This window comes from Faecalibacterium sp. AM43-5AT (genome assembly GCF_003603345.1).
Classification (GTDB): Bacteria; Bacillota; Clostridia; order Oscillospirales; family Ruminococcaceae; genus Faecalibacterium; species Faecalibacterium taiwanense.
This window is the reverse complement of sequence record NZ_QVGZ01000017.1, coordinates 1-23,205: the sequence shown is the minus strand read 5'-3', so window position 1 is coordinate 23,205 and position 23,205 is coordinate 1. Positions and strand designations below refer to the sequence as shown.

Here is a 23,205-nt window from a genome sequence, read left to right as displayed (position 1 = left end):
GAGGCAAGATAAGATGTATTGCGTGCGTAAAGTAACGAACGACCTCTACTGGGTGGGCGCCAACGACCATCGCCTGGCCCTGTTTGAAAACTGCTTTCCCATTCCCCGGGGCGTAAGCTACAACGCCTACTGCCTGCTGGATGAAAAGACGGTGCTCTTTGACACGGTGGACTGGTCTGCCTGCCGCCAGCTTTTGGAAAATCTGGCGTATGTGCTGGATGGCCGCGAGCTGGACTACCTGCTGGTCAACCATCTGGAGCCGGATCACGCCGCCTGCATCGAGGAGATCCTGCTGCGCCATCCCAAGGTGAAACTGATCTCCAACGAGAAGGCATTCATGCTCATGCGGCAGTTCGGCTTCCATGTGGACGGACATGAGTGCATCGAGGTGAAGGAGGGCGACACCTTCTCCTTCGGCAAGCACACCGTCACCTTTGTGGGCGCGCCTATGGTTCACTGGCCGGAGGCCATGGTGACCCTCGATGTCACCGACGGCGTCCTCTTTTCCGCCGACGCCTTCGGCACCTTCGGCGCGCTGGACGGCAAGCTGTTCGCCGACGAGGTGGACTTCGAGCGGGACTGGCTGGACGACGCCCGCCGCTACCTCACCAACATCGTGGGCAAGTACGGCCCCCACATCCAGCTCCTGCTGAAAAAGGCCGGCGGCGTTTTGGATCAGATCAAGTACATCTGCCCGCTCCACGGCCCCGTGTGGCGCAAGGATCTGGGCTGGTTCATCGAAAAGTACGACACATGGAGCCGCTATGCCCCTGAGACCCAGGGCGTGCTCATCGTCTACGCCTCTATGTACGGCAACACGGAGAACGCGGCGCAGGCGCTGGCGACGTCGCTCTGCGATAAGGGCATGAGCAAGGTGGCGATGTACGATGTGTCCTCCACTCATGTCTCCCAGCTGATCTCCGAGGCGTTTAAGTACAGTCACATTGTCCTGGCCTCTGTGACCTACAACCTCGGCATCTACCCCGCCATGCATGACTTCCTCATGGATATGAAGGCACTGAATTTGCAAAACCGCACCTTTGCCATCATTGAAAACGGCTCATGGGCGGTGAAGTCCGGTGACCTCATGCAGAAATTCGTCAACAATGAGCTTAAGAACATGACGGTGCTCAACGAGCGGCTCAGCCTCGCCTCGTCCATGGGCACGGACAAGCGCACTGAGCTGGAAGCACTGGCGGACGCTATTCTGGAATCTATGAAGTAACTGGCAGGAAAGCCAAAACCAAGACAACAGACAACAAACAGCCCCGCCGCGTCGGCTGCAGAAAAACCGGCTTTCAAAAACAGAGCGGGCAAGCGTGATACTGCGCTTGCCCGCTCTTTGCTCAAAAGGACATGAGAAGTGACCGGAGAAGATGAGAGGATCGAAATGGAGATCAGAAAACGAAACGGGGAGTCTGTTCCCTTTCAACAGGAGAAAATTTTCAACGCCATGAAAAAGGCGTTTGACGGACAGGGCAAGGAGATCGGGAGCAGAGAGATGGATGAGATCCTCGCCACCGTTCTCAACAATCTCTCCGTCACAGTGCCGCTCACCGTGGAACGTGTGCAGGACGAGGTGGAGCGAACGCTCATGGAGCGCGGACACTATGAGGTGGCCAAGGCGTACATCCTCTACCGCGAAAAGCGGTCTGCGCTGCGCCGTGTCCGGCATACCATCGCGCGGACGGTGGGGGATGACTCGCTTGACGAGGTGCTGCGCCGCATCCAGATGGATTTTACCGAGAAAGGCTACTCCCTCGCGGCGCTTCAAATGAAGTTTGAGAGTTTCTGTCGCCCGGGCATGACGGAGGATGAGCGGGCTGAGGCACTGATCAAGGCAGCGGTAGAGCTGACTACGGCAGAGGCACCCAAGTGGGAGTTCATCGCGGCGCGGCTTCTGAACCACTCCTTTCGCTGTCGCAACGCACAGGAATGGGAGGGGCGCGGCGTCTGCGACCTCTATGGCAAGCTTCGCTATCTGACGGATAAGGGACTCTACGGTGACTATATCCTTGCCCACTATACCCACGAGGAGATTGCCATGGCGGAGGACTTTCTCTGCCCGGAACGGGACGAGCTGTTCACCTACTCCGGCCTTGACCTGCTGCTCAAACGCTATGTGATCCAGTCACGCAGCCGCGTGCCGCTGGAAACACCGCAGGAGATGTTTTTGGGTATCGCGCTGCATCTTGCTATGAACGAAGGCTCTGACCGCATGGGGTGGGTAAAACGCTTTTACGATATGCTCAGCCGTATGGAGGTCACGATGGCGACACCTACCATGTCCAACGCACGAAAGCCCTACCATCAGCTTTCAAGCTGCTTTGTGGACACTGTGCCGGACAGTCTGGACGGCATCTACCGCTCGCTGGACAACTTCGCAAAGGTCTCTAAATTCGGCGGTGGAATGGGGATGTACTTCGGTAAGGTGCGCGCTGCAGGCAGCACCATCCGCGGCTTTCAAGGGGCGGCGGGCGGTGTTATCCGCTGGATCCGGCTGGTCAACGACACCGCCGTCGCGGTGGATCAGTTGGGGATGCGGCAGGGCGCTGTGGCGGTTTACTTAGACGCATGGCACCGGGATCTGCCGGAATTCCTTCAACTGCGCACCAACAACGGCGACGACCGCATGAAGGCACATGATGTGTTTCCCGCCGTGTGCTATCCGGATCTCTTCTGGCGACTGGCGGAGGAGAACATAGACGCGCCGTGGCATCTCATGTGTCCGCATGAGATCCTCACGGTCAAGGGCTACGCACTGGAGGATTACTGGGGTACAGAATGGGAGAAGCGGTATCTGGACTGCGTCAATGACCCGCGCATCGAAAAGCGCAGCGTCACCGTCAAGGACATCGTGCGGCTGGTGCTTCGCTCGGCAGTGGAGACCGGCACGCCCTTCGCTTTCAATCGCGACAGTGTAAATCATATGAACCCAAACGGTCACACGGGAATGATCTATTGCTCCAATCTCTGTACGGAGATCGCGCAGAACATGGCGCCTATCGAGCACATCAGCACTGAGGTGCACACGGAGAACGGCGACACAATAGTGGTGACGGCCACACGCCCAGGTGAGTTTGTGGTCTGCAACCTGGCGAGTCTGTCTCTCGGTAATCTGCCGGTGGAGGACGAGGCCTATATGGAACGCACGGTGGAAACGGCCATCCGCGCACTGGATAATGTGATCGACCTCAACTTCTACCCGTTGGAATACGCGCGGCTTACCAATCAGAAGTACCGCAGCATCGGCCTGGGCGTCAGCGGCTACCACCACATGCTGGCAAAGCGCGGCATCCGCTGGGAGAGCGATGAGCACCTTGCCTTCACCGACGCAGTGTTCGAGCTCATCAACTACGCCGCCGTCAAGGCGGACACAGCTCTGGCACGGGAAAAGGGTCGTTACGCGCTCTTTGAGGGTAGCGACTGGCAGACTGGCGCGTATTTTGAAAAGCGGGGTTATACCTCCGAAAAGTGGCGGGCGCTTGCGAAAACGGTGGCGGTGCAGGGAATGCGCAACGCCTATCTGCTGGCGGTCGCACCGACCTCCAGCACATCTATCATCTCCGGCACGTCGGCGGGCATAGATCCAATTATGAAGAAATTCTTTTTAGAGGAAAAAAAGGGCAGCATGCTGCCCCGCGTTGCTCCGGAGCTTTCTATGGATACATGGTGGTGCTATAAGGCGGCGCATCTGATCGACCAAAGCTGGTCGGTACGCGCCGCGGGCCTTCGCCAGAGACATATTGACCAGGCGCAGAGCATGAATCTCTATATCACCAACGACTATTCCATGCGTCAGGTGCTCAGACTGTATTTGGAGGCGTGGAGGGCCGGCGTCAAGACCATTTACTATGTCCGCAGCAAGGCCCTTGAGGTCGAGACCTGCGAAAGCTGCTCGTCATAAGGAGGATAGCATGACGGAACTGAAGAAAAAGCCCCTCTTTAACCCGGAGGGCGACCCTGATGTGCGCCTGCGGCGCATGATCGGCGGCAATACCACCAACCTCAATGACTTCAACAATATGAAGTACGCTTGGGTCAGCGACTGGTACCGGCAGGCCATGAACAACTTTTGGATCCCTGAGGAGATCAATCTCTCGCAGGATGTGAAGGACTATCCCCGCCTGCTGTCAGCCGAGCGCAGCGCCTACGATAAAATTCTGAGTTTTCTTGTCTTTTTGGATTCCATTCAGACAGCGAACCTGCCTAATATCGGCGCCTACATTACCGCCAACGAGGTCAATCTCTGCCTGTCCATTCAGGCGTTTCAGGAGTGTGTCCACTCACAGAGCTACAGCTATATGCTCGACACCATCTGTTCCCCCGTGGAGCGCAATGACATCCTCTACCAATGGAAAACGGACGAGCATCTGCTGCGCCGCAACACCTTCATTGGGGACTGCTACAACGAGTTTCAGGAGCGGAAGGACGCTCCCACGCTGCTGCGCGTGATGATGGCAAACTATATTTTGGAGGGCATCTATTTTTACAGCGGCTTTATGTTCTTCTACAATCTCTCCCGAAACGGGAAGATGCCCGGCTCAGCGCAGGAGATTCGCTACATAAACCGCGATGAGAACACGCACTTGTGGCTGTTCCGCAATATCATCACGGAGCTGCAAAAGGAGCAGCCGGAGTTGTTCACCGCCGAGAGCGTACAAGCGCTGCGCGAGATGATGCGTGAGGGCGTGGAACAGGAGATCGCATGGGGGCATTATGTGATCGGCGACGACATCCCGGGGCTGAACCGGCAGATGATCAGCGATTACATCCGCTATCTCGGCAACCTCCGCTGGACGAGCCTTGGCTATCCCGCATTGTATCCAGGCTTTGAGAGCGAACCGGAGAGCATGGAATGGGTCAGCCAGTACGCCGACGCCAACATGGTCAAGACCGATTTCTTTGAGGCACGCAGTACCGCCTACGCCAAGAGCACCGCACTGATAGACGATTTATAAGAAAACCAAAGACATCAGAATAGGAGATATTACTATGAATTACAGCGCTATGATTCAAAATCGCAGATCCGTTCACGCATTCCGCGAAAAGGAAGTTCCGAGCGAGGCTATCGGCCAGCTCAGATCCTACTATGAAAAGACCTGCCCCCGTCTTGTCCCGGAGATTGCAACGGAGTTGATCGTCTTGGACAAGGATGCACAGCCGGCGCTGGAGAGCTCAGCGGGCTATAATCAATTTCTCATCGGAGCACCGCACTACCTGCTCCTTATGTCTGCCCCGCATTCCTATGCGGCCATCAACGCCGGCTACATGATGGAAGATCTCGTCCTCAAGCTGACTGAGTTGGACATTGACACCTGCTGGATGACCTTCACCGACAGCGACAAAATCAAAAAGGCACTGTCTCTCGCCACCCCGTTAGAGGTGGCGGCAATCGTTGCCTTTGGCTACGGGGAAAAGACCGCAAAAAAGCTGCGGCTGAATATCCTAAGTATGTCTCAGATCGATGTGCGGGCCGAGCAGCAGTACTACGCGCCCAAAAAGGGCGTGCACGATTTGGTTCACATGGGGAGCTGGAGCAACAAGTCTGGGCTTGACGAGATGATGGACTTCTACGACGATATGCTCTGGCAGTCCTTCTACGCCGCTTCGCTCTCCCCCAGCTATCTCAACCGTCAGCCCTATGGCTTCCTTGTGCAGGATCACAGCATCTATTTGGTGCAGCAGGAGGATGCCTACACCGATAATTTGGATGCCGCATTGGATCTCGGTATTGTCATGCTCCACTTCTCCGCCGTCGCCTCCCAGTGGGCGGGGCAGGTACGCTGGGAACTTTCACCTGCTGCGCCCGACGGCCTGCCGGAAGGACTTCGCTCCGCTGCGGTGTACCACATGTAACGACTCTGGGGGGAAGCAAGGCAACGGTGAAATGCGCGACCGTCGATCCGCGGTTGAGCGTATGTTTCATTAGAAAAGAAGAACCTATCCGTCAGAGTCTGAGTAAGGAAAATAGGAGGTATTTTTTATATGGCTACCGTCATCTCAGGATGAGGTCACAATGTGGTGTGGGGCGAGACCGGAGTCTTGAGAACACCCAAACAAAGGAAAGGAGCTGACAGATATGGCAGCTATGAATATGAATCAGGAGCAGTTTAAGCAGTTGATCCGGGAGGAAAAGCCTGTTTTGGTGGATTTCTGGGCGCCATGGTGCAGCTATTGCCGGAAGATCGGCCCTGCGTATGAGAAGATTGGAGAGGAATACGCGGACAGCCTTGCAGTCGGCAAAATCAACATTGACGAGGAGCCGCGGCTGGCGGGGGCCGAGGGGATCGAGGACATCCCAACTCTGGTGCTGTACCGGAACGGAAAGGCCGTGGATTCCATCACCGCGCCCGGCTCAAAGGCAGAAATCGACCGTTTCATTCAGGAAGCCTTGGCGAAATAACGGAGGGTTCAGATATGAACAACAATCATGTTTATGATATGCTCGTGGTGGGCGGCGGCCCGGGCGGCTACACCGCCGCCCTGTACGCGGCACGGGCGGGGCTGGACACCATCGTGCTGGAAAAACTGTCCGCCGGTGGGCAGATGGCCCTGACCGAGCAGATCGACAACTACCCCGGCTTTGAGAACGGGATCGACGGCTTCTCTCTGGCGGAGAAGATGCAAAAGCAGGCGGAGCGTTTTGGGGTACGCAGCGAATACGCAGAAGTCCTCCGCATGGATCTGACGGCGGTTCCCAAGCTCGTGGAGACCAGCGAGGGGATCTTCCGGGGGAAAACCGTGGTGCTGGCCACCGGCGCAGACCCCAGAACGCTGGGCGTTGCCGGAGAGACGGAGCTGTTGGGCCGGGGCGTGGCCTACTGCGCCGCCTGCGACGGGATGTTTTACAAGGGCAAAACGGTGGTCGTGGTGGGCGGCGGCAATTCCGCCGCGGCAGATGCCCTCCTTCTCAGCCGCGTGGCGAAAAAAGTGATCCTCGTCCACCGCAGAGACACCCTGCGGGCCACCAAGATCTATCACGAGCCGCTGGCACAGGCCGAAAACGTGGAATTCCGTTGGAACAGCGTCGTTTCCGCGCTGCTTTCCGGGGACAGGCTGACCGGCGTCCGCCTGCGGGACACTGTCACCGGTGAGGAAAGCGTGGTGGACTGCGACGGCGTATTTGTCAGCGTGGGCCGACAGCCCGCCACGGCGCTGGCGGTGGGTCAACTGGAGCTGGACGGCGGCGGCTATATCGTGGCCGGAGAGACCACGGAAACCAGTATTCCCGGCGTTTACGCCGTGGGCGACGTGCGGACGAAGCCCCTCCGTCAGGTGGTCACCGCCGTGGCGGACGGCGCGGTGGCAGTTCACATGGCGGAGAAATATATCGCGGAAAACCGATAAGGGAGGTAGATTGAAAAAGCCATGTTTAAGGTCAGGCCGGATACGACCGCAGTGGGGATGCCGACATATCTGCAAGGCAAACTGCCAGAGTGATGGCAGATAAGAAACCCATGTAAGATCGGGAGATATGTTGTCTCTCCATATCCAGTCCACGCAACAGTAAGCAACTGAACACAAAACACAGCCACAGATGTACTCTGCGGCTGTGTTTTTTTTTGCGTAGTATAGCTGCTTCTTCCATCTGCAAAACCCCGACGCTCCGTGGCTGACGGGGTTATCCGCACTTGCCAATACGCCCAAAGAGGGCTCCTTAACGCGCAGAAGGAAAGGGACGGTCAGTCTCCGGCGTTTTGAGAAGGAAATGGCTTTTGTGAAAGTCGAGCAGGCCCTCATCCCGCATTTTTCCAAGCTCTACAGACAGCCCGCTGCGCTCCACACCGAGGTAATCCGCAAGCTGCTGCCTTGAAAACGGAATGTCGAACTCATAGACGCTGCGCCGCTGGGCCTCGGCGGAAAAATAGGACATCAGCTTTGCACGCGTCGTGCGCTGGGCCATGTGGGTGAGCTTTTCGTTGAGCCGCAGGTTCTTCTCTGCCAGTTCGTCCAGCAGATTGCGGATGATCCGGCTATGGTGGGAGCAGGCGGAGGGGCACACGCTCAAAACGCGCCTTATATGCAGAAACATCACCGTCACCGCGCTCTCCGCCTCTACGCTCACGTTCAGTACCGCTCCCGGTGCGCAGGCGAATACCTCCGCGAAGGTCTGCCCCGGCCCGGTCTTGGAGAGGATGTTGCGGTTTCCCCAGATATCCTCCTGCACGATGAGGGTGCTGCCCGCCAGCACGAGACCCACCTCCTCCACCTGCTCCCCGGCGCGGAGCAGGCGTGAGCCTTTGGGGAAGGTGTCGATCCTCGCCCCAAGGTAGGAGAGCATGACGGCAAGCTCATCGTCGGAAATGCCGGAGAAAAGCGCCGCCGTATGAAGTACCGGAAAAAATTCTTTCATAAAAAGTTCTCTTTCGTTGAAAATTCAACTGACTTGTTGCTCTTAGTATAGTACAATGAACGCACAAAAGCAACAGGAGGATCGAACATGAAACGACGGATCATTGAAATCGATCAGGATAAACGCCCCGTATTTTGACGGCGCACGGCTCCTGATTGCCGCCGACTGCACCGCCTACGCCTACGCCGCTTTCCACGAGCGGTTCATCAAGGGACACATCACCCTGGTGGGCTGTCCTAAGCTGGACGGCGTGGGTAAGGATTCCTTCGAAGAGGCGTGAGCTTTCTGCAAGAGAGGCAAAGACTATGAGTTATGAAAACTGGAAGGACAAAATCGGCACATTTGAAGTGATGGACGTGCGGGGCAAAAAGATGGACTTCTTCCCCGCATTGAAGGCAAAGGCTGCCGCGCTGAAAAACGGCGAAGGACTGCATATCATCCAGACCTTCGAGCCTGTCCCCCTGTACCCGGTGCTGGCCCTTATGGGCTTTGAGCATCACACGGAGAAGGTGAGCGGCAGCGAATATCACATCTGGTTTTATCGAGTGAAGAAAGGAGAATAACCGCATGAGCTACGAAAACTGGAAGAATAAGGCGCAGGGGTTTCAGACCGTGGATGTGCGCCATATACAGGGCAGCTTCTTTGAAGGGCTGAAGAAAAGAGCCGAGGCGTTGGAGGTGGGCGAAGGATTACACATCATCCAGACCTTTGAGCCGCATCCACTGTACGCTGTCATGGAGGGCTTGGGCTACGAGCACCACACCGAGCGGCGGAGTGAGGCGGAGTTCCATGTCTGGTTCTGCCGTGTGGAGAAGAAGGAAGGCGACAGCTCCGCTCCCTTCAAGCCGCTGGCTCTTTTGAACTATCCCATGATCGATGAAAAGCTGGGGCAGATCGCCGTGGATTTTTGGGAGACCACATGGCAGAGCGAGAAGCGCGTACTGCCCTACGAAACGCGGCTGCTGCTGTCCCTGACCAACGCTGTCGGTGCGGGCCGGATGAGGCAGGCGGCGCGGGAGCTGGTAAAGGCATATATCCACGGTGTGGAGAGTGCCGCGTTGGACGACGTGTTCGAGCTGCTGGCATGGAATCAGGGCATCGGCTTTTTCAGCAGCGAGATCGGCCCCTCGGCGCTGTTCCAGGCGTACAAGCTCATTAAAAACGGTGAGAAACAGGGCAAGTCCCGGGAGGATATCTGCAGTGCGCTGCGCGAGAAATTCGGGGAGAAGAACCCAGAGATGCAGGTCTTGAACAGATGATAAGGAGTTGTTTTGTATTATGACCATTCAAACGGTAACAGATGCCATCCGCTATGTAGGGGTGGATGATAACACATTAGCACTCTTTGAAAACCAGTACCCCGTCCAGCCTATGGGAGTGAGCTACAACTCCTATGTCATTCTGGACGAGAAAATCGCCGTGATGGACAGCGTGGATGCACGGGCGGCGGAGGAATGGCTTTCCAATGTAGCGCAGGTGTTGGAGGGGCGCAACCCCGACTATCTTGTGGTCACACACATGGAGCCGGATCATTCCGGCAGCCTCATGCGACTGGCACAAAAGTACCCGGAGATGAAGATCGTGGGAAACGCGAAAACATTTACCCTGATCAAGCAGTTCTTCGGCACAGGTGCATTGTCGGAAGACCGTATGCTGGAGGTTGGCGAAAGAGATACGCTTTCCTTGGGCTTGCACCGGCTGCGCTTTCTGCTGGCGCCGATGGTACACTGGCCGGAGGTGATGGCAGCGTATGAAGAGGAGGAAAAGATCCTGTTCTCGGCGGATGCCTTCGGCCGCTTCGGTTCACTGGAACGGACTGCCCGTGCCCCCTGGGTGCCGCAGGCCCGGCGGTATTATTACAACATCGTCGGAAAGTATGGCGCACAGGTGCAGGCGCTGCTGAAAAAAATCTCCGCGCTGGAGATCAAAACGATCTGCCCGCTCCATGGCCCCATGCTCACAGAAGACTTGGGAGAGTATCTGCGGCTCTATGATCTCTGGTCACAATGGAAACCGGAAGAACCGGAGGGCATCCTGATCGTCCACGCGTCCATCCATGGAAATACCGCATACGCATCGGAGGCCCTCAAGAGCAAGCTGGAGGGAAAAGGTGCGCAAGTCACCATGTGCGATCTGACGGCAACAGACCTTTCCTATGCCGTGACCAGCGCATTCTACTGTGGGAAACTGGTGTTGGCCTGCTCCACCTATGACGGAGGACTGTTTCCGCCCATGAAGGAGTTTTTGGAACATTTACAGACAAAGGGATTCCGGAACCGCCGGGTTGGTCTTATTGAAAACGGCTCTTGGGCACCTGCTGCCGCGCGGCTGATGCGCACCAAACTGGAGGAGATGAAGGATATCCACCTTTACGAAACGGTAGTGTCTCTGCGTGGTGCATTGAACCAAACCAGCGAAGCGCAGATGGACGCTCTGGTGGCTGAGCTCTGCGCGGAGTAGGCGGCGAGTCTGGCTTCGTCCGGCCGCCCGATGCCTCAAAAGCAAAACATCGTCGCTGATTTATTTAGACAACAATATGGCGTTGAGTGATGCCGAAGCTTTGAAAATGGATCGAAGCGCAGCCGCAGAGAATATCTGCGGCTGCGCTTTTTGCATTTTGACCATGGTGCAAACGGATGGCTTTGACCGTTACCCTCGGTTTCTAAAGAGACACGAAGTGTGCTACATGGAAGCGTATCATAGATCTGCTCCATAGCCACGCCCTCACTGCGCCAGCGTTTCCCGGATAGCCGCCGTCCAAGCCCTCCCGGGTCTCCACTATTCCCGCCTTTTTCAGCACCGCCTGCACCCGGCGGACGCAGGTGGGATTGGTGCAGATGTTCTCCGCCAGCGCTTCGCTGCTGAGGGAGCGTCCACTGTGGCTCAGGCAGACCAGCGCATGGACGGCCAGATTAAAAGAACTGTCCACAATCATCCCTCCTTCACAAGCTCGTAGGGCCAGTCGATGACACCGCCGAGACGGTATGCGCTTTGTCCAAACTAGATGTCTACCAGAAGATCACGGTAGACCTGAAGATGGATGAGTTGGACGTGACTGCTGCGGAAAACAAGGCTACCTATGAAGAGATCCGGGAGTACGTCAAGGAGCACACCGGTCTGAACGTGAGCAACCTCTATATTGCACAGGTCAAGCGCAAGTGCGGCATCAAGGAGCGGCAAAACTACAACAAGCCTAAGGCTGAGAACCCCAAGCAGCTCAAGTGCCCGCCGGAGAAGGAAAAAGCCATCCGGGAGGCACTGAAGTATTTTAAGATGATTTGAAATAAAAAAATAGACGGATGTCTGTCAACTGGCAGACATCCGTCCGTTTTTATGATAATCTGTTATGATCGCAGTTCCTCAAGCAATGCCGTGCATCCTTCCAGTATATCCTGCCATGTGGCTTCAAAATCTCCCGTGAACCATGGGTCTGCCACTTCACAGGGATGATCCGTATGCGCCATCAGCAGCGAGACTTTATGCTGTGGGTCTCCGCCGACAATCCGCAGGATGTCGCACAGATTACTTTCGTCCATGCCAATCAGATGATCATACCGTGCATAATCCAGCCGGGTCATCTGCCGGGCGGTCTTGCCGTTGCAGTCGATGCCATGTTCTTCCAGCTTCTGCCGTGCAGGAGGATAGACCGGATTTCCGATTTCCCATGCACTGGTGGCGGCTGACGCAATTTCAAATTGCTCGGAAAGACCTGCCTTGGACACAAGATCTTTCATGATGGATTCGGCCATCGGGCTTCGGCAGATATTTCCGAGACAAACAAATAAGATCCTGGTCATGCCGGGTCGTTCTCCTTTTGGCTTACAAAAATATAGCCGCCGTGGGTGGTGCGGATAAAGCTGCCGCAGCCGGCCAGCTTCTTTCGCAGATTGGAAACGGTATTTGCCACGACCTTTAAGGTGTCGTTACAGTTTTGTCCCCACACAGCACGAAAAAGCTCTTCTTTTGAGAAGATTTGTCCTTCGTGGGAAGCAAGCATCAGCAGCAAATCGAACTCCAGTCGTGTAAGGGAGACTTTTCTGCCGTTGCACGACACTTCGTGGGTCATTCCATCCAGTGTAAGCCCCGGAAGAACCAACTTCTCCCATGAATCAATGGATATTTGCTCTGCCTCGATGTGCTCTCGTTCCAGAAGCATCCGGATCTTCTGCTCCAATTCCGGGTCAGGCTGTCGGGTTTTTATAACGATCATGGCAAACTCCTGCGTGTATTTTACTCTGCGGCGGTATCCATTTCCCGGAGCAGGTTTACCATCTCGATGGCACTGACCGCGCAGTCATAGCCTTTATTACCTGCTTTGGTGCCTGCCCGCTCGATGGCCTGCTCGATGTTTTCGGTGGTCAGAACACCAAAGAGGACGGGAACCCCGCTTTCCAGCGAGACCGTGGCAATGCCTTTGGAAACCTCATTGCACACATAGTCGTAATGGCTGGTAGAACCGCGAATCACTGCACCAAGGCAGATCACAGCATCATACTTTCCGCTTTTTGCCATTTTAGAGGCGACCAGTGGGATCTCAAAAGCACCCGGAACCCATGCAACATGAATATCAGCGTCCTGCACATCGTGCCGGAACAGACCATCCATTGCTCCGCTCAGAAGTTTGGACGTGATAAATTCGTTGAAGCGGGCAGCTACGATACCGACCTTGATGTTCTGAGAAACCAGCTTGCCTTCAAATGTTTTCATTTTTAAATACCTCTTTCGTTGTTAATATTCCAGAAGATGTCCCATCCGTGCCTGCTTCGTTTTCAGGTAAAACAGGTCATACGGGGTCGCCGTCATCTGAATGGGTACGCGCTCGGAGATCTCCAGCCCAAACTCGGAGAGCTGATATACTTTATCCGGGTTATTGGTAAGCAGACGCAGACTTTTTACGCCAAGTTCCCGGAGGATCTGTGCGCCGAGATAATACTCCCGTTCATCTCCATGGAACCCCAGAGCGAGATTGGCTTCCAGCGTATCCATGCCCTGCTCCTGAAGTTCATAGGCACGAAGTTTGTTGATCAGACCGATGCCCCGGCCTTCCTGCCGCATATAGAGCAGGATACCCCGGCCTTCTTTTTCGATCTGCGTCATGGCAGCGGCCAGCTGCTGGCCGCAGTCACAACGCAAAGAGCCAAATGTATCTCCTGTCAGGCATTCCGAGTGGACGCGGCACAGAATATCCTTTCCATCGCCAATGTCACCTTTTACCAGTGCAATGTGATGCTCTCCGTTCAGGCGGCTCACAAAACCATAAGCTCTGAAGGTGCCATACTTGGTGGGCAGGTTCACTGCCGTCACCTGATCGACCAGTTTATCGTGACACTTGCGGTACTCCTGTAAATCACGGATGGTGATGAATTTGATCTGGAAACGCTCTGCCAGCTTTGCCAGTTCAGCGGTGCGCATCATCGTGCCATCCTCCCGCATGATCTCGCAGCACAGGCCGCATTCTTTCAGCCCTGCCAGACGGCACAGGTCAACGGTTGCTTCCGTGTGACCGTTGCGCTCCAACACACCGTTCTTTTTTGCCAGAAGGGGGAACATATGGCCCGGTCTGCGGAAATCTTCTGCTTTTGCGTGATCGTCCACACAAGCCATCGCCGTAATGGAACGCTCTGCGGCAGAAATGCCCGTAGAAGTAGAAACGTGGTCGATGGACACCGTAAATGCCGTTTCATGGTTGTCGGTGTTATGCTGCACCATCTGCGGGAATTGCAGCTTCTGGACGAAAGCCTCGGACATCGGCATACAGATCAGACCTTTGCCGTGGGTCGCCATAAAGTTGATGTTTTCAGTGGTGGCAAATTCGGCAGCACAGATGAAGTCCCCCTCGTTTTCACGGTCGGGGTCATCCGTTACCAGAATGATTTTTCCTTGTTTCAGGTCTTGCAAAGCTTCGGGAATGGTATTGAAGTTCATCCTAAACTCTCCTTAAAAGCCGCAGCGCAGCAGTATTTCTTTTGTGAGCGTGTTTTGTTTCGGTGCTTCTGATGGAAGCAGCTTCTCGATATATTTTCCGATAACATCGGTTTCCAGATTGACAAAATCCCCTTTGTGCCGCTGGTTCAGGTTCGTCTGACAGACGGTGTGCGGTATCGTGGACACGGAAAAGTCCGTAGGCTCCACCGCAGCCACGGTCAGGCTGATACCGTCTATTGTGATGGAACCCTTTTCGACGACATAGCGAAGGATCGCGGAATCCGCATGAATGGTGTACCAGACAGCGGTATCGTCCTTTCGGATGTTGGCAATGCGTCCGATCCCATCCACATGGCCTGCTACGATGTGTCCGCCAAAACGTCCGTTGGCCGGCATGGCACGTTCCAGATTGACAGCACTTCCAACGGTGAGCTGCGCAAGCGCAGAGCGGTTCAAGGTCTCGTGCATGACATCCGCAGCAAAGCTATCCGGGAAGAGCTGCCTGACGGTCAGACAGATGCCGTTGACGGCGATGCTGTCACCGATCCTGGTTTCTTCCAGAACCGTTTTTGCATGAACAGTCAGTACGGCAGAATGCTGTCCCCGATTGATGGATTTTATTGTTCCGACTTCTTCCACGATTCCGGTAAACACGGGTACTCCACCTCACTTTCGATCAGGAAATCTTTGCCAAGCTGTTCCAATCGGCTGTTCTTCAGGCGGAATGCAGCATCCGGAAACGAAACACCTGCACCCTCAATGGGTGCTTTGGCATCCCTACCTCCGAACAGCTTCGGGGCGATGTAAGCCTGTACCTGCTGCACGATGCCGCTTTCCAGTGCAGACCAGTTCAAGGTCCCACCGCCTTCCAGCAGAATGCTGTCGATCTGCTCCTGCCCCAGCTGTTCCATCAGTTGCGGAAGATTCACATGACCGCATTGCTCTTCCAGACAAAGGACTCGGCACCCGGTCTGTTGATATGCCGCCTGCTTCTCTGGGTCGCCGCAGCAGGTTGCAAGAATGGTGGGGACCTGTTTGGCGGTCGTGACTACCTGTGATTGCAGCGGTGTCCGCAAATGTGTATCACAGATGATCCGGACGGGATCACGGCCACCCTTTATCCGGCAGGTCAGCAGCGGGTCATCTGCCAGAATGGTTCCGACTCCCACCATAATGCCGCGGAATCGGTGTCGCTGCCGTTGAACATGATTCCGGGCAATTTCCCCGGTGATCCATTTGGAAGCGCCTGTGTATGTGGCGATTTTTCCGTCCATCGTCATGGCGTATTTCATGGAAACGAAGGGGCGTTTTGTGGTGATATAGTGGAAGAATACCTTGTTCAGCGCATCGCATTCCTCTTGCAGAACATTTTCGGTCACATCTATGCCGTGTGCGCGCAGGAACGCAATTCCTTTTCCGGCCACCAGCGGATTCGGGTCAGCAGAACCCACGACCACCCGGTGAATGCCCGCGTCCAGAATCGCATCCACGCAGGGCGGCTGCTTTCCGTAATGGCAGCACGGCTCCAATGTCACATACAGGGTCGCTCCCTGCGGATCTTCGGTGCAGGATGCCAGCGCATTGCGCTCCGCATGAGCCTGACCGTATCTCTGGTGCCAGCCCTGTCCGATGGTCCTGCCCTCTTTTACGACCACGGCACCCACCATCGGGTTGGGAGATGTCCATCCGCAACCCTTTTTTGCAAGCTGCAAAGCCAGACGCATATAATCTTCGTCGTTCATCGTGTCGCCTCCAAAAGAAAAAGCCCTGAACAAAAACGTTCAGGGCAAGCCGAAAAGACACAAGGGACTCTTGTGCAAAAAAGAAAGCTCCAGAATGCAAACGCATCCCAGAGCAGCCTCCACAAGCAGAGAACCGTGCGGGCTCTGCGCTTGGTATCTTCTTTCATCCAGACTGTACTGTCGGCTTCGGAGTTTCACCGAATCATGCCTTACGGCTCGTGGGCTGTACCACCGGTAGGGAATTGCACCCTGCCCTGAAGATTTCTGATTCAATTACAGCGGCATTATAGCACGGCTCCTTTCGGATTGCAAGGGCATTCTGCAAACCGGGACGAAACCGGGATGAAGCGAATCGCTACAACAATAAAATCACATCGTCCGTAGGACAATGTGAACGGAGAATCCAAAGGGGCGCGGGTCGCCAGTGGCGACCTCAAAATGCGTTGCATTTTGAAGCGCTTGACCGAGCCGACAGGCGAGAGCAGCGCCCTTTGGCACACGACTTTGCTTGCAAAGTCTATTCCGAACAAGACGGTACGAATGGGAGGTGCTGGAAATGGCAGCAGAAAAGACCAAGGTCTACACATGAAGGTAGATACCACTGCCATTGAGCAGGAGATCGCCGCCTATGAGAAGCAGCTACGGCAGCACTACTCCACAAAATCCCGGCTTATGGAGGAGATCGACAGCCTTGACCCGGACGACCGCCTTTATAAGATGTACGATAAAATCGAAGAGGTGGAAAATGGACTGATGGATGCCCGGGCAAAGAAGCAGGCCATTGAAGCCGACAAAATCACAGGCGACAACATCTATAAGATCCTGATTTGCTTTGACAAGTTTTATGCCACCATGACCGAGGCGGAACGCCGCAGACTGGTGGAATTTTTGATCGACGAGGTGCAGATCTGCCCGGAACGCCAGCCTAATGGACAGTGGCTGAAGTCCGTCCGGTTCAAGCTGCCCATCATCGACCATGACCTTGAATTGAGTTTGGACAATCAGGATCGTGTCGAAGTCGCAGACGCTCTGATACCCCAGCGCCAGCAGCTTTTGTGCAGCATCCTTGCTGCGGCGGCCGCTGCGGCAGTAGATCAGCAGCGTCGCCTCCTTATCGGGCAGCGTCTCGGGCATTTCGCTCCCGATGCTCTCGTTGGGCACAAGGACGGCGTTTTCAATATGCCCGCCATCGTATTCCTCCCGGGTGCGGACATCCACCACCACGATCTCCTGCGGGATCATCATCTCATAGGCTTCCTCGGCGCTGATCTTATGATACGCCGCCTTGCCGGGAGCGTCCTCCTCTGTCGGCACCGGCTTGTCCTTGGTTCCCCCGCGGCTCACCAGAAGCAGTGCAAGCACGGCGGCAAGTGCCGCGAAAAGCAATATCTGACGCATAATCAACCTCCAATGCAACTGTGTTTACTGCTGATACAGTTTATATTGAAATATAACAGATACAGTTAAAACTGTTAAGGTACTTCGAGGCAGCTTTTGGAGCACAAGCCCTTTGTGGTTGTTGACAGAGAAAAAAATATAGGTATAATAAAAGCAAAATAATAAGACTCATTCTTGCATTTAGAGGGTTGGCGGTATGCCAAAATACGCAGAGGAGATATTGGCCGCCGTAACGGAGCTGCAGCAGCATCCCAAGGCGGAGCAGGTGTTCCTGGAGATGAAAAGGGAGCATCCCAGCATCGCTCTGGGTACGGTATATCTGCCCCCCCTGCCGGGAGCAGGAAAAAGACAATCTTATGGAGGAGAAGTATTATGAACGCAAACGTATCTAAGCTGCTCAACGAGCAGATCAATAAGGAGTTCTACTCCGCCTATCTGTATCTGGACTTTGCCAACTACTACGCCGCCGTCGGACTGGACGGCTTTGAGAACTGGTACCGGGTACAGGCGCAGGAGGAACGGGATCACGCCATGCTGTTTTATCAGTATTTGCAGAATAACGGCGAGGGCGTCACCTTTGAGGCTATCGCAAAGCCGGAGTGGGAGCGAGTCGATCACATGACCCCGCTGAAAAAGGCACTGGAGCACGAGAAGCTGGTCACCGCCAGCATCGATGCCATCTACGCCGCCGCACACGAGGTCAGGGACTTCCGTACCATGCAGACGCTGGACTGGTTCATCAAGGAACAGGGCGAGGAGGAGAAGAACGCCGCCGACCTCATTACCAAGATGGAGCTGTTCGGCGGTGACAGCAAGGGGCTGTATATGCTAAACAGCGAGCTGAAGGCACGGGTCTACACCGCGCCCTCGCTGGTGCTGTAAGCCCCGCGCGTCTGCGGGCTTTCGCATCAGGCAAAAGGCAGACTGCATACAGGTGGTCTGCCTTTTCTTCCACCAGACGGTTAGATTGTGCTAACTGCGTATAAAACAGAAAGGACTTCAGAACTTGAACAAGGAAAAGGAGACCGAAACCGTTACCCTCATGGTGCGCCGGTATTGTTGTGGCGTGCATTGGACAAGGGGCGAGGCGCTTTGTCCGGCGTGCAATGCACTGCTGGAATACGCCAGAGAGCGGCGGGACAGATGCCTGCAAGGGAAAATTTAGTGGCACTTTGAATCCTTTCCGAGAGGCACAATGCGGGGCTTCTTTCTATACGCCGCTTCTGATGGATGCTCTGGAGCATGAAAGCAACGAGGATTACGCATTTTATGCCCGTTGCCGTGGGCTTTCGGAAAAAAGGCTTTTGCTGTGCCATTTTTTTCCGCGGGCAGCGATGGGTTTAGTTCCAAACTTTTTACAAAGCATTGGTTTGGCACTGGCTAACGCAACGGTGATTGAATCCATTTTTTCAATTCCGGGATTTGGTTATCTGATTGTAAACCATGTGCTTGATCGCGATACTCCCATGATACACGCCGAGGTGTTTTTTCTGGCGCTGGCGATTGCTCTTTGCAACATTGTCGCTGACTTGGTGCAGTGGGCAATCGGGCGTAAAAAGGGGGTGGCGTAAATGAAAACGAAGCGTTTTCGGAAATGGTGTGCGATTTTCATTCCAACCCTTGTGATTATTTTCTTTTTTGCCGGATTTTTATTTGCACCCAACGATCCAATGAAATCAAACTTGTTGGAGAGATATGCTGATCCCAGCGCAGAATATCCGTTTGGTACGGATGTTTTAGGGCGCTGCATTCTGTCACGGATTCTTTATGGTGGCTGGACAACGCTGGGGATTGTATTAGGAGGCTCTCTTATTGTTTTTCTGCTTGGCACTGTTATCGGAATGGTGACAAGCCGAGCCGTTATGAAAGAAAATGCACTTATTGATGGCCTGATTAACGCTGTTACGGCCATCCCCCCGATTGCGTATTTAATTGTGTTTATTGGAGCCTGGGGCAGCGGAGCGAAAACTACTCTTGTCGCGCTCACTGTGTCTTACATTTTGAGATACATAAAACTGGTTCGTACCCGTACCGACATGGAAAATGGGAAAAGCCTATGTCATGTGTGCAATCGCTTCCGGCGCATCAAAGCTCAGAATCATGCTGATTCATATTTTCCCGAATTTGATTGCCGAAATGATTCGCTTTCTGTGCCTTTCCTGTGCGGATATGATTCTGGCTATTACCGGATTTTCCTTTATTGGATTAGGGCTGGGTGATAATGTAGTAGATTGGGGAAGTATGATTTTAGACGCAAGGGGTGCTTTGGTTCTTCACCCGACCATGATTCTCTATCCAATAGGGGCGGTAATTTTATCGACACTCTGCTTTAACGTCATTGGCAGGCAGTTGACAACGAAGGAGGCAGAGTGATGTTAAAAATTGAACAGTTAGATGTCAAGGAACGGTCAGGCCGCTACCTTCTGAAAGACATATCTATGGAAATTCCTGCAGGCCATGTGATTGGACTTACAGGTAAAAGCGGCTCTGGAAGAACAACTTTGCTGCGGAGCATTTTGGGGATGCTTCACACAAGCTGTCATATTGATGCCGGGAAAATTTTGTTGGACGATATAGATTTATCACATCTTTCCCGCAAATCACATCGTGAACTTTGTGGAAAGAAACTTGGATTTATCCCACAAAATCCCATGACGGCCTTTGACAGCCGGTTAAAGATCGGTTATCAGATGCAGGAAACCTTTGTTAATCGTTTGCATTTGAATACAAGCGAAGCAACTGACCTGGCGAAAGAAAAGCTGTTTTCTGTGAATCTAAAAGACACGGATCGGATTTTGGACGCATACCCATCTGAATTGTCAGGCGGAATGTTGCAGAGAGTGGCTACGGCAATTTTATTGGGGATGTCACCAGATTATGTTTTAGCTGATGAACCAACCGCTGCATTGGATGAAGAAAACAGAGATTTACTGCTTCTCATCATGCGGGAGCAAATGAAAGACAAAGGTATACTTGCCCTTGGTAAAACGCATGGCAAGTTCGTAGCCCACCTTGTTAGCTTCCTCTGCAGTGATTTCCCCCGGACGAAAGGACTGCCGTATCTGATAAGCGATCACATCGCTTTTCTGCCTGCGTCCGTTTACGAGATCATACTGCCGCTTGGTAAGCATAAATTCTTCATCTGCTGTCAGGGCGCTGCAAGCATAGCTGCTGACAAACTGTCCCTGCTCGGTCTTGTCCGGGTTTTCAATATAGTCTGTGCGATTTTTCAGGCAGGCCGCAACGGTCATGCCCTTGTTTTTGTGCAGCGCAATCAGCCGTGTTGCTGCCAGCATCATCACCCCCTATTGCAAAGAAAAAATGCCGCCCGGAGGCGGCATCGAGATCATTTGGATAATTTTTCGTAATCGGTAGCACCTGCCAGATACATTGCCTTATATCGGGTGCACTCCAGCTCGTTGCCGATCTCATCTAAGGCGAGATATTGCTTCCATGGACGGCTCCAAGATGTTGCCAGACTGAAACCCCATTTTCTCGACTGCATCATAAATGGAGCGAATCACAACCGGAGAGGTATAGTAGGCGTTCAGAGTACTGGAACGTGCGGCGGCGTACTCGTCCTCGGAAAGCAGTCCCTTCAATTCCGTATATTCTTTTGCCCAACTATCTTTGCCGGGGTCAAAGGCATCTGCCAGACCGCCCCAGCCCACATATTGCGAAAGCACCTGTTGCTCCTCGGCGGTGGCACCCCGGTGCTCCTCTTCCAGCTTGAACAGGGTGCGGATGGCTTCAATGCTCCGCGCGTACTTCTGCTTAGGACCTCCGATACCCAAATCATCATCCGTGATGTGGAAGTTCCCGGCAGGCTCCGGCGCAGGTTCAGCATTCAGAGCTTTATCCAAGGCAGCGGCATCTGGGAAGGTCTGCACTTTTCCGTCCATCACGGCAGAAATGGGCAGCGCATCCAGTTCTTCATCAGTCAGCTCCGGCGTGACCTGCCGCAGACCGTCCTCGAATTGTTGCTTATTGATTACTTCGTTATCCCACGACTGTCCCTGTGCGCTGGTGTCAATGCGAACATCCGTTTCACCTACATAGCCAATTTTCCCTTCGATGGTTCGGGTAGGAAGGTCAACGATAGCATTGTCACCGACCTTGTAATCGGGTAGGGGGTGTTCCATCACTTCCTGTTCCTGCTCGTACAACTCCCGGACAAGAGCCAGCGGTTCCTCCCGGAAAATCGGCATCCGCATTTCTGCCAGTGCCACATCCTGCAGGGTAACGCTGTCCTTATCAAAGTTTACCGTATCCACCCGGAAGGCACGCCCTTCCATGTGGACGGTGACTCCCAGCGGAAGATAATCTTCCCGGCGCAGATACTTGGTTTGGTGGTGGGTGCCGTCCTCGTTCAGCCCGGCAAGATAGACGGTCTCGCCGCGCTGCCACAGTTGTTTGGCACGGTATGCCCACTGGTCGCGGGGAAAGCTGATGACCGGGACGGTTCCCAGTGCCGTTTCCTTTTCCAGAAACTTTCCTCCCAGAAGTTCGCAGACCTTCCGGGCATCCTCACCGTAAAACTCAAACTGTCCGTTCTGCTCAAAGCCTACCAGCGCATCCGGGTGCTGCTCTTTCAGGGCGTTGTACTCGGCGGCGGCATCCAGCGGCAGCAATGCCGGGCGTTCCTCCGCCTTGCTGTGGTAGTGCTCCAGTTCTTCATCCGTGACACTGACCAATTCCGAGAAATCCAGAGCTTCCAGTTCAGTTTCGGTCAGATCTTCCAGACTTTCGTACTGCCGCTCGTCGATCAGCACTTCGCCCAGATACCGCTCCACACGGTATCCCACCAAATCCACATTAACTTGAATGGGGATATCCTCATCGGTGGCGTTGGTGTAGGCAATGCCGATCTTGGACAAATCAGAAAAGTCCGGCTCGGAGTCGTACTCCTCCTGACAAAACTCCCGAATCAGGTTTTTGGCACGATCTAGGGCACCATCCGGCTTTGCATTGACAGGCGCAGGGGGCGTGTAATGCTCCTTTTCCTTGTCGGTCAGGTAGCGGTCGGACTGGATCATCAGGTCGATATACTTTTCCACCTGCGTCCAGCTTAACGTGAATTTCTTGTGTTCGGGGTAATGGTCAAATTCCAGTCCTCTCCCGTCGTGGTTGACGAAGCCTCGACTGCCGTCCAAAAAATCGTGGGAGTGCCCACCGATGCCGTACTCTTTTGCCAACGCTTTGGCACGGAGAGTGCGGTCGGGCTGGGTCTGGTACAGAGCCATAATGCGCTGTTTACCGCCCATAAATCCCGAACCGTGCTTGCGCAGTTCGTTCTCAATTTCCGCTTGAGATAACGAAAAAGCGGAGGGCGCTTTTTCGCTCTCCGCTTGGTCGATTTTCTCGATTTGCTGGGCTTCGGTGGGGATGGCAACATCCAGAAAACTTAGCTGTAGATCAGTTCCGTCAGCACCAGTTCCTCGGCCTGTGCTTTCAGGCTGTTCATGTGCTGCACCCACGCCATCTGATTCTGCTCCTTGTCCGGGGCCGGGGTCTGTTTCAGCAACTGCGCCATGGTCTGCTGCATCCGGCTCTCTGCCGTCTGCTCCACCTCCATCAGATGCGGGTACAGGCTCCCGTTCAGGAGCATCGAGTTGTACAGCACCGGGCGATGGTTCATCAGGTACGTCCGGCGCAGCCTGCCGTACTTGCCCAGCGGCTTCCGGGGCTGGTTCAGGGTCAGGTTCGGGAGAAGGTAATCCCCGACGGTCGAGTAGGTCACGTTCCTGCTGTTCGTATTCATATTGGCTCCTTTCTGCATTGCG

Annotated in this window: 26 protein-coding genes, 3 pseudogenes and 1 riboswitch; of the genes and pseudogenes, 17 read left to right on the top strand and 12 right to left on the bottom strand. The window is 54.4% G+C overall.

What is annotated here, in order from left to right:
- Nucleotides 1–13 precede the first annotated feature (13 nt).
- The 6 genes from DW937_RS13730 to trxB all read left to right on the top strand — a co-directional run bounded on the left by DW937_RS13730 (nt 14) and on the right by trxB (nt 7,350).
- Complete coding sequence (locus tag DW937_RS13730) at nt 14–1,225, top strand: FprA family A-type flavoprotein (protein ID WP_005946385.1); 1,212 nt, start codon at nt 14–16, stop codon at nt 1,223–1,225.
- A gap of 165 nt (nt 1,226–1,390) precedes the next feature.
- Nucleotides 1,391–3,907 carry a ribonucleoside-diphosphate reductase subunit alpha gene (locus DW937_RS13725; protein WP_165852943.1) on the top strand — a complete coding sequence of 839 codons (2,517 nt, stop codon included), beginning with the start codon at nt 1,391–1,393 and terminating at the stop codon, nt 3,905–3,907.
- A 10-nt stretch (nt 3,908–3,917) separates the two neighbouring features.
- Nucleotides 3,918–4,961 carry a ribonucleotide-diphosphate reductase subunit beta gene (locus DW937_RS13720; protein WP_005946381.1) on the top strand — a complete coding sequence of 348 codons (1,044 nt, stop codon included), beginning with the start codon at nt 3,918–3,920 and terminating at the stop codon, nt 4,959–4,961.
- A 34-nt stretch (nt 4,962–4,995) separates the two neighbouring features.
- Nucleotides 4,996–5,859, top strand: a complete 864-nt coding sequence (locus tag DW937_RS13715) for a nitroreductase family protein (protein WP_120121325.1) — start codon at nt 4,996–4,998, stop codon at nt 5,857–5,859.
- 223 nt (nt 5,860–6,082) lie between these two features.
- Nucleotides 6,083–6,406 carry a thioredoxin family protein gene (locus DW937_RS13710; protein ID WP_097771457.1) on the top strand — a complete coding sequence of 108 codons (324 nt, stop codon included), beginning with the start codon at nt 6,083–6,085 and terminating at the stop codon, nt 6,404–6,406.
- A gap of 14 nt (nt 6,407–6,420) precedes the next feature.
- On the top strand, nt 6,421–7,350 hold the full coding sequence (gene trxB / locus DW937_RS13705; protein ID WP_120121323.1) for a thioredoxin-disulfide reductase: 930 nt from the start codon (nt 6,421–6,423) through the stop codon (nt 7,348–7,350).
- Nucleotides 7,351–7,660: 310 nt separating this feature from the next.
- On the opposite strand, the gene DW937_RS13700 is transcribed toward trxB, so the two are convergent.
- Nucleotides 7,661–8,356 carry a Crp/Fnr family transcriptional regulator gene (locus DW937_RS13700; RefSeq protein WP_097771455.1) on the bottom strand — a complete coding sequence of 232 codons (696 nt, stop codon included), beginning with the start codon at nt 8,354–8,356 and terminating at the stop codon, nt 7,661–7,663.
- A 103-nt stretch (nt 8,357–8,459) separates the two neighbouring features.
- On the opposite strand from DW937_RS13700, the pseudogene DW937_RS13695 reads away from it, so the two are divergent.
- The 4 genes and pseudogenes from DW937_RS13695 to DW937_RS13680 form a co-directional block, all read left to right on the top strand.
- Nucleotides 8,460–8,609, top strand: a pseudogene (locus tag DW937_RS13695) (ferredoxin); the annotation flags it as partial.
- A 52-nt stretch (nt 8,610–8,661) separates the two neighbouring features.
- A complete protein-coding gene (locus tag DW937_RS13690; protein WP_097771454.1) occupies nt 8,662–8,919 on the top strand; it encodes a DUF2249 domain-containing protein in 258 nt (85 codons plus the stop codon).
- Nucleotides 8,920–8,923: 4 nt separating this feature from the next.
- On the top strand, nt 8,924–9,616 hold the full coding sequence (locus tag DW937_RS13685; protein WP_097771453.1) for a DUF2249 domain-containing protein: 693 nt from the start codon (nt 8,924–8,926) through the stop codon (nt 9,614–9,616).
- A gap of 19 nt (nt 9,617–9,635) precedes the next feature.
- Nucleotides 9,636–10,817: an MBL fold metallo-hydrolase gene (locus DW937_RS13680; RefSeq protein WP_120121321.1), complete on the top strand. Its 1,182-nt coding sequence runs from the start codon at nt 9,636–9,638 to the stop codon at nt 10,815–10,817.
- Between the two features lie 202 nt (nt 10,818–11,019).
- On the opposite strand, the gene DW937_RS13675 is transcribed toward DW937_RS13680, so the two are convergent.
- Nucleotides 11,020–11,286 carry an Rrf2 family transcriptional regulator gene (locus DW937_RS13675; RefSeq protein ID WP_120121346.1) on the bottom strand — a complete coding sequence of 89 codons (267 nt, stop codon included), beginning with the start codon at nt 11,284–11,286 and terminating at the stop codon, nt 11,020–11,022.
- Between the two features lie 62 nt (nt 11,287–11,348).
- Between DW937_RS13675 and DW937_RS13670 the strand changes: the two genes are divergently transcribed.
- A complete protein-coding gene (locus DW937_RS13670) occupies nt 11,349–11,639 on the top strand; it encodes a 23S rRNA methyltransferase (protein WP_097777343.1) in 291 nt (96 codons plus the stop codon).
- Nucleotides 11,640–11,701: 62 nt separating this feature from the next.
- On the opposite strand, the gene DW937_RS13665 is transcribed toward DW937_RS13670, so the two are convergent.
- The 7 genes from DW937_RS13665 to DW937_RS15495 form a co-directional block, all read right to left on the bottom strand.
- Nucleotides 11,702–12,154: a low molecular weight protein-tyrosine-phosphatase gene (locus tag DW937_RS13665; RefSeq protein ID WP_120121318.1), complete on the bottom strand. Its 453-nt coding sequence runs from the start codon at nt 12,152–12,154 to the stop codon at nt 11,702–11,704.
- A complete protein-coding gene (locus DW937_RS13660) occupies nt 12,151–12,567 on the bottom strand; it encodes a response regulator transcription factor (RefSeq protein WP_097777341.1) in 417 nt (138 codons plus the stop codon). Before DW937_RS13660 ends, DW937_RS13665 begins: the two co-directional genes overlap by 4 nt.
- 20 nt (nt 12,568–12,587) lie before the next feature.
- Complete coding sequence (gene ribE, locus DW937_RS13655; protein ID WP_097801275.1) at nt 12,588–13,064, bottom strand: 6,7-dimethyl-8-ribityllumazine synthase; 477 nt, start codon at nt 13,062–13,064, stop codon at nt 12,588–12,590.
- A gap of 21 nt (nt 13,065–13,085) precedes the next feature.
- Nucleotides 13,086–14,282 carry a bifunctional 3,4-dihydroxy-2-butanone-4-phosphate synthase/GTP cyclohydrolase II gene (locus DW937_RS13650; protein ID WP_118526761.1) on the bottom strand — a complete coding sequence of 399 codons (1,197 nt, stop codon included), beginning with the start codon at nt 14,280–14,282 and terminating at the stop codon, nt 13,086–13,088.
- 12 nt (nt 14,283–14,294) lie between these two features.
- Nucleotides 14,295–14,936, bottom strand: a complete 642-nt coding sequence (locus DW937_RS13645) for a riboflavin synthase (RefSeq protein ID WP_165852942.1) — start codon at nt 14,934–14,936, stop codon at nt 14,295–14,297.
- On the bottom strand, nt 14,900–16,024 hold the full coding sequence (gene ribD / locus DW937_RS13640; protein ID WP_120121316.1) for a bifunctional diaminohydroxyphosphoribosylaminopyrimidine deaminase/5-amino-6-(5-phosphoribosylamino)uracil reductase RibD: 1,125 nt from the start codon (nt 16,022–16,024) through the stop codon (nt 14,900–14,902). The genes DW937_RS13645 and ribD overlap by 37 nt, the downstream gene beginning before the upstream one ends.
- A gap of 151 nt (nt 16,025–16,175) precedes the next feature.
- A riboswitch (FMN riboswitch) is annotated at nt 16,176–16,290 on the bottom strand.
- Nucleotides 16,291–16,663: 373 nt separating this feature from the next.
- Nucleotides 16,664–17,422, bottom strand: a complete 759-nt coding sequence (locus DW937_RS15495) for a rhodanese-like domain-containing protein (protein WP_347561914.1) — start codon at nt 17,420–17,422, stop codon at nt 16,664–16,666.
- Between the two features lie 196 nt (nt 17,423–17,618).
- On the opposite strand from DW937_RS15495, the gene DW937_RS13625 reads away from it, so the two are divergent.
- The 6 genes and pseudogenes from DW937_RS13625 to DW937_RS13600 all read left to right on the top strand — a co-directional run.
- On the top strand, nt 17,619–17,798 hold the full coding sequence (locus tag DW937_RS13625; RefSeq protein WP_187357371.1) for a transcriptional repressor: 180 nt from the start codon (nt 17,619–17,621) through the stop codon (nt 17,796–17,798).
- Nucleotides 17,792–18,304, top strand: a complete 513-nt coding sequence (locus DW937_RS13620) for a ferritin (RefSeq protein WP_097771446.1) — start codon at nt 17,792–17,794, stop codon at nt 18,302–18,304. Before DW937_RS13625 ends, DW937_RS13620 begins: the two co-directional genes overlap by 7 nt.
- Before the next feature lie 290 nt (nt 18,305–18,594).
- Nucleotides 18,595–18,993, top strand: a complete 399-nt coding sequence (locus DW937_RS13610) for an ABC transporter permease subunit (RefSeq protein ID WP_243111491.1) — start codon at nt 18,595–18,597, stop codon at nt 18,991–18,993.
- Nucleotides 18,994–19,641 carry a hypothetical protein gene (locus DW937_RS13605; RefSeq protein WP_243111495.1) on the top strand — a complete coding sequence of 216 codons (648 nt, stop codon included), beginning with the start codon at nt 18,994–18,996 and terminating at the stop codon, nt 19,639–19,641.
- A complete protein-coding gene (locus tag DW937_RS15285) occupies nt 19,523–19,795 on the top strand; it encodes a hypothetical protein (RefSeq protein WP_243111494.1) in 273 nt (90 codons plus the stop codon). Before DW937_RS13605 ends, DW937_RS15285 begins: the two co-directional genes overlap by 119 nt.
- Nucleotides 19,795–20,313: pseudogene (locus DW937_RS13600) on the top strand (ATP-binding cassette domain-containing protein); the annotation flags it as partial. The gene DW937_RS15285 and the pseudogene DW937_RS13600, both read left to right, overlap by 1 nt.
- A gap of 69 nt (nt 20,314–20,382) precedes the next feature.
- On the opposite strand, the pseudogene DW937_RS13595 reads toward DW937_RS13600, so the two are convergent.
- The 3 genes and pseudogenes from DW937_RS13595 to DW937_RS13580 form a co-directional block, all read right to left on the bottom strand.
- Nucleotides 20,383–20,721, bottom strand: a pseudogene (locus DW937_RS13595) (relaxase/mobilization nuclease domain-containing protein); the annotation flags it as partial.
- Between the two features lie 129 nt (nt 20,722–20,850).
- Nucleotides 20,851–22,899 (bottom strand): hypothetical protein, encoded by a 2,049-nt coding sequence (locus tag DW937_RS15280; protein ID WP_243111490.1) that lies wholly within the window; start codon nt 22,897–22,899, stop codon nt 20,851–20,853.
- Nucleotides 22,827–23,183 (bottom strand): TnpV protein, encoded by a 357-nt coding sequence (locus tag DW937_RS13580; protein ID WP_120121342.1) that lies wholly within the window; start codon nt 23,181–23,183, stop codon nt 22,827–22,829. Before DW937_RS13580 ends, DW937_RS15280 begins: the two co-directional genes overlap by 73 nt.
- Nucleotides 23,184–23,205 lie beyond the last annotated feature (22 nt).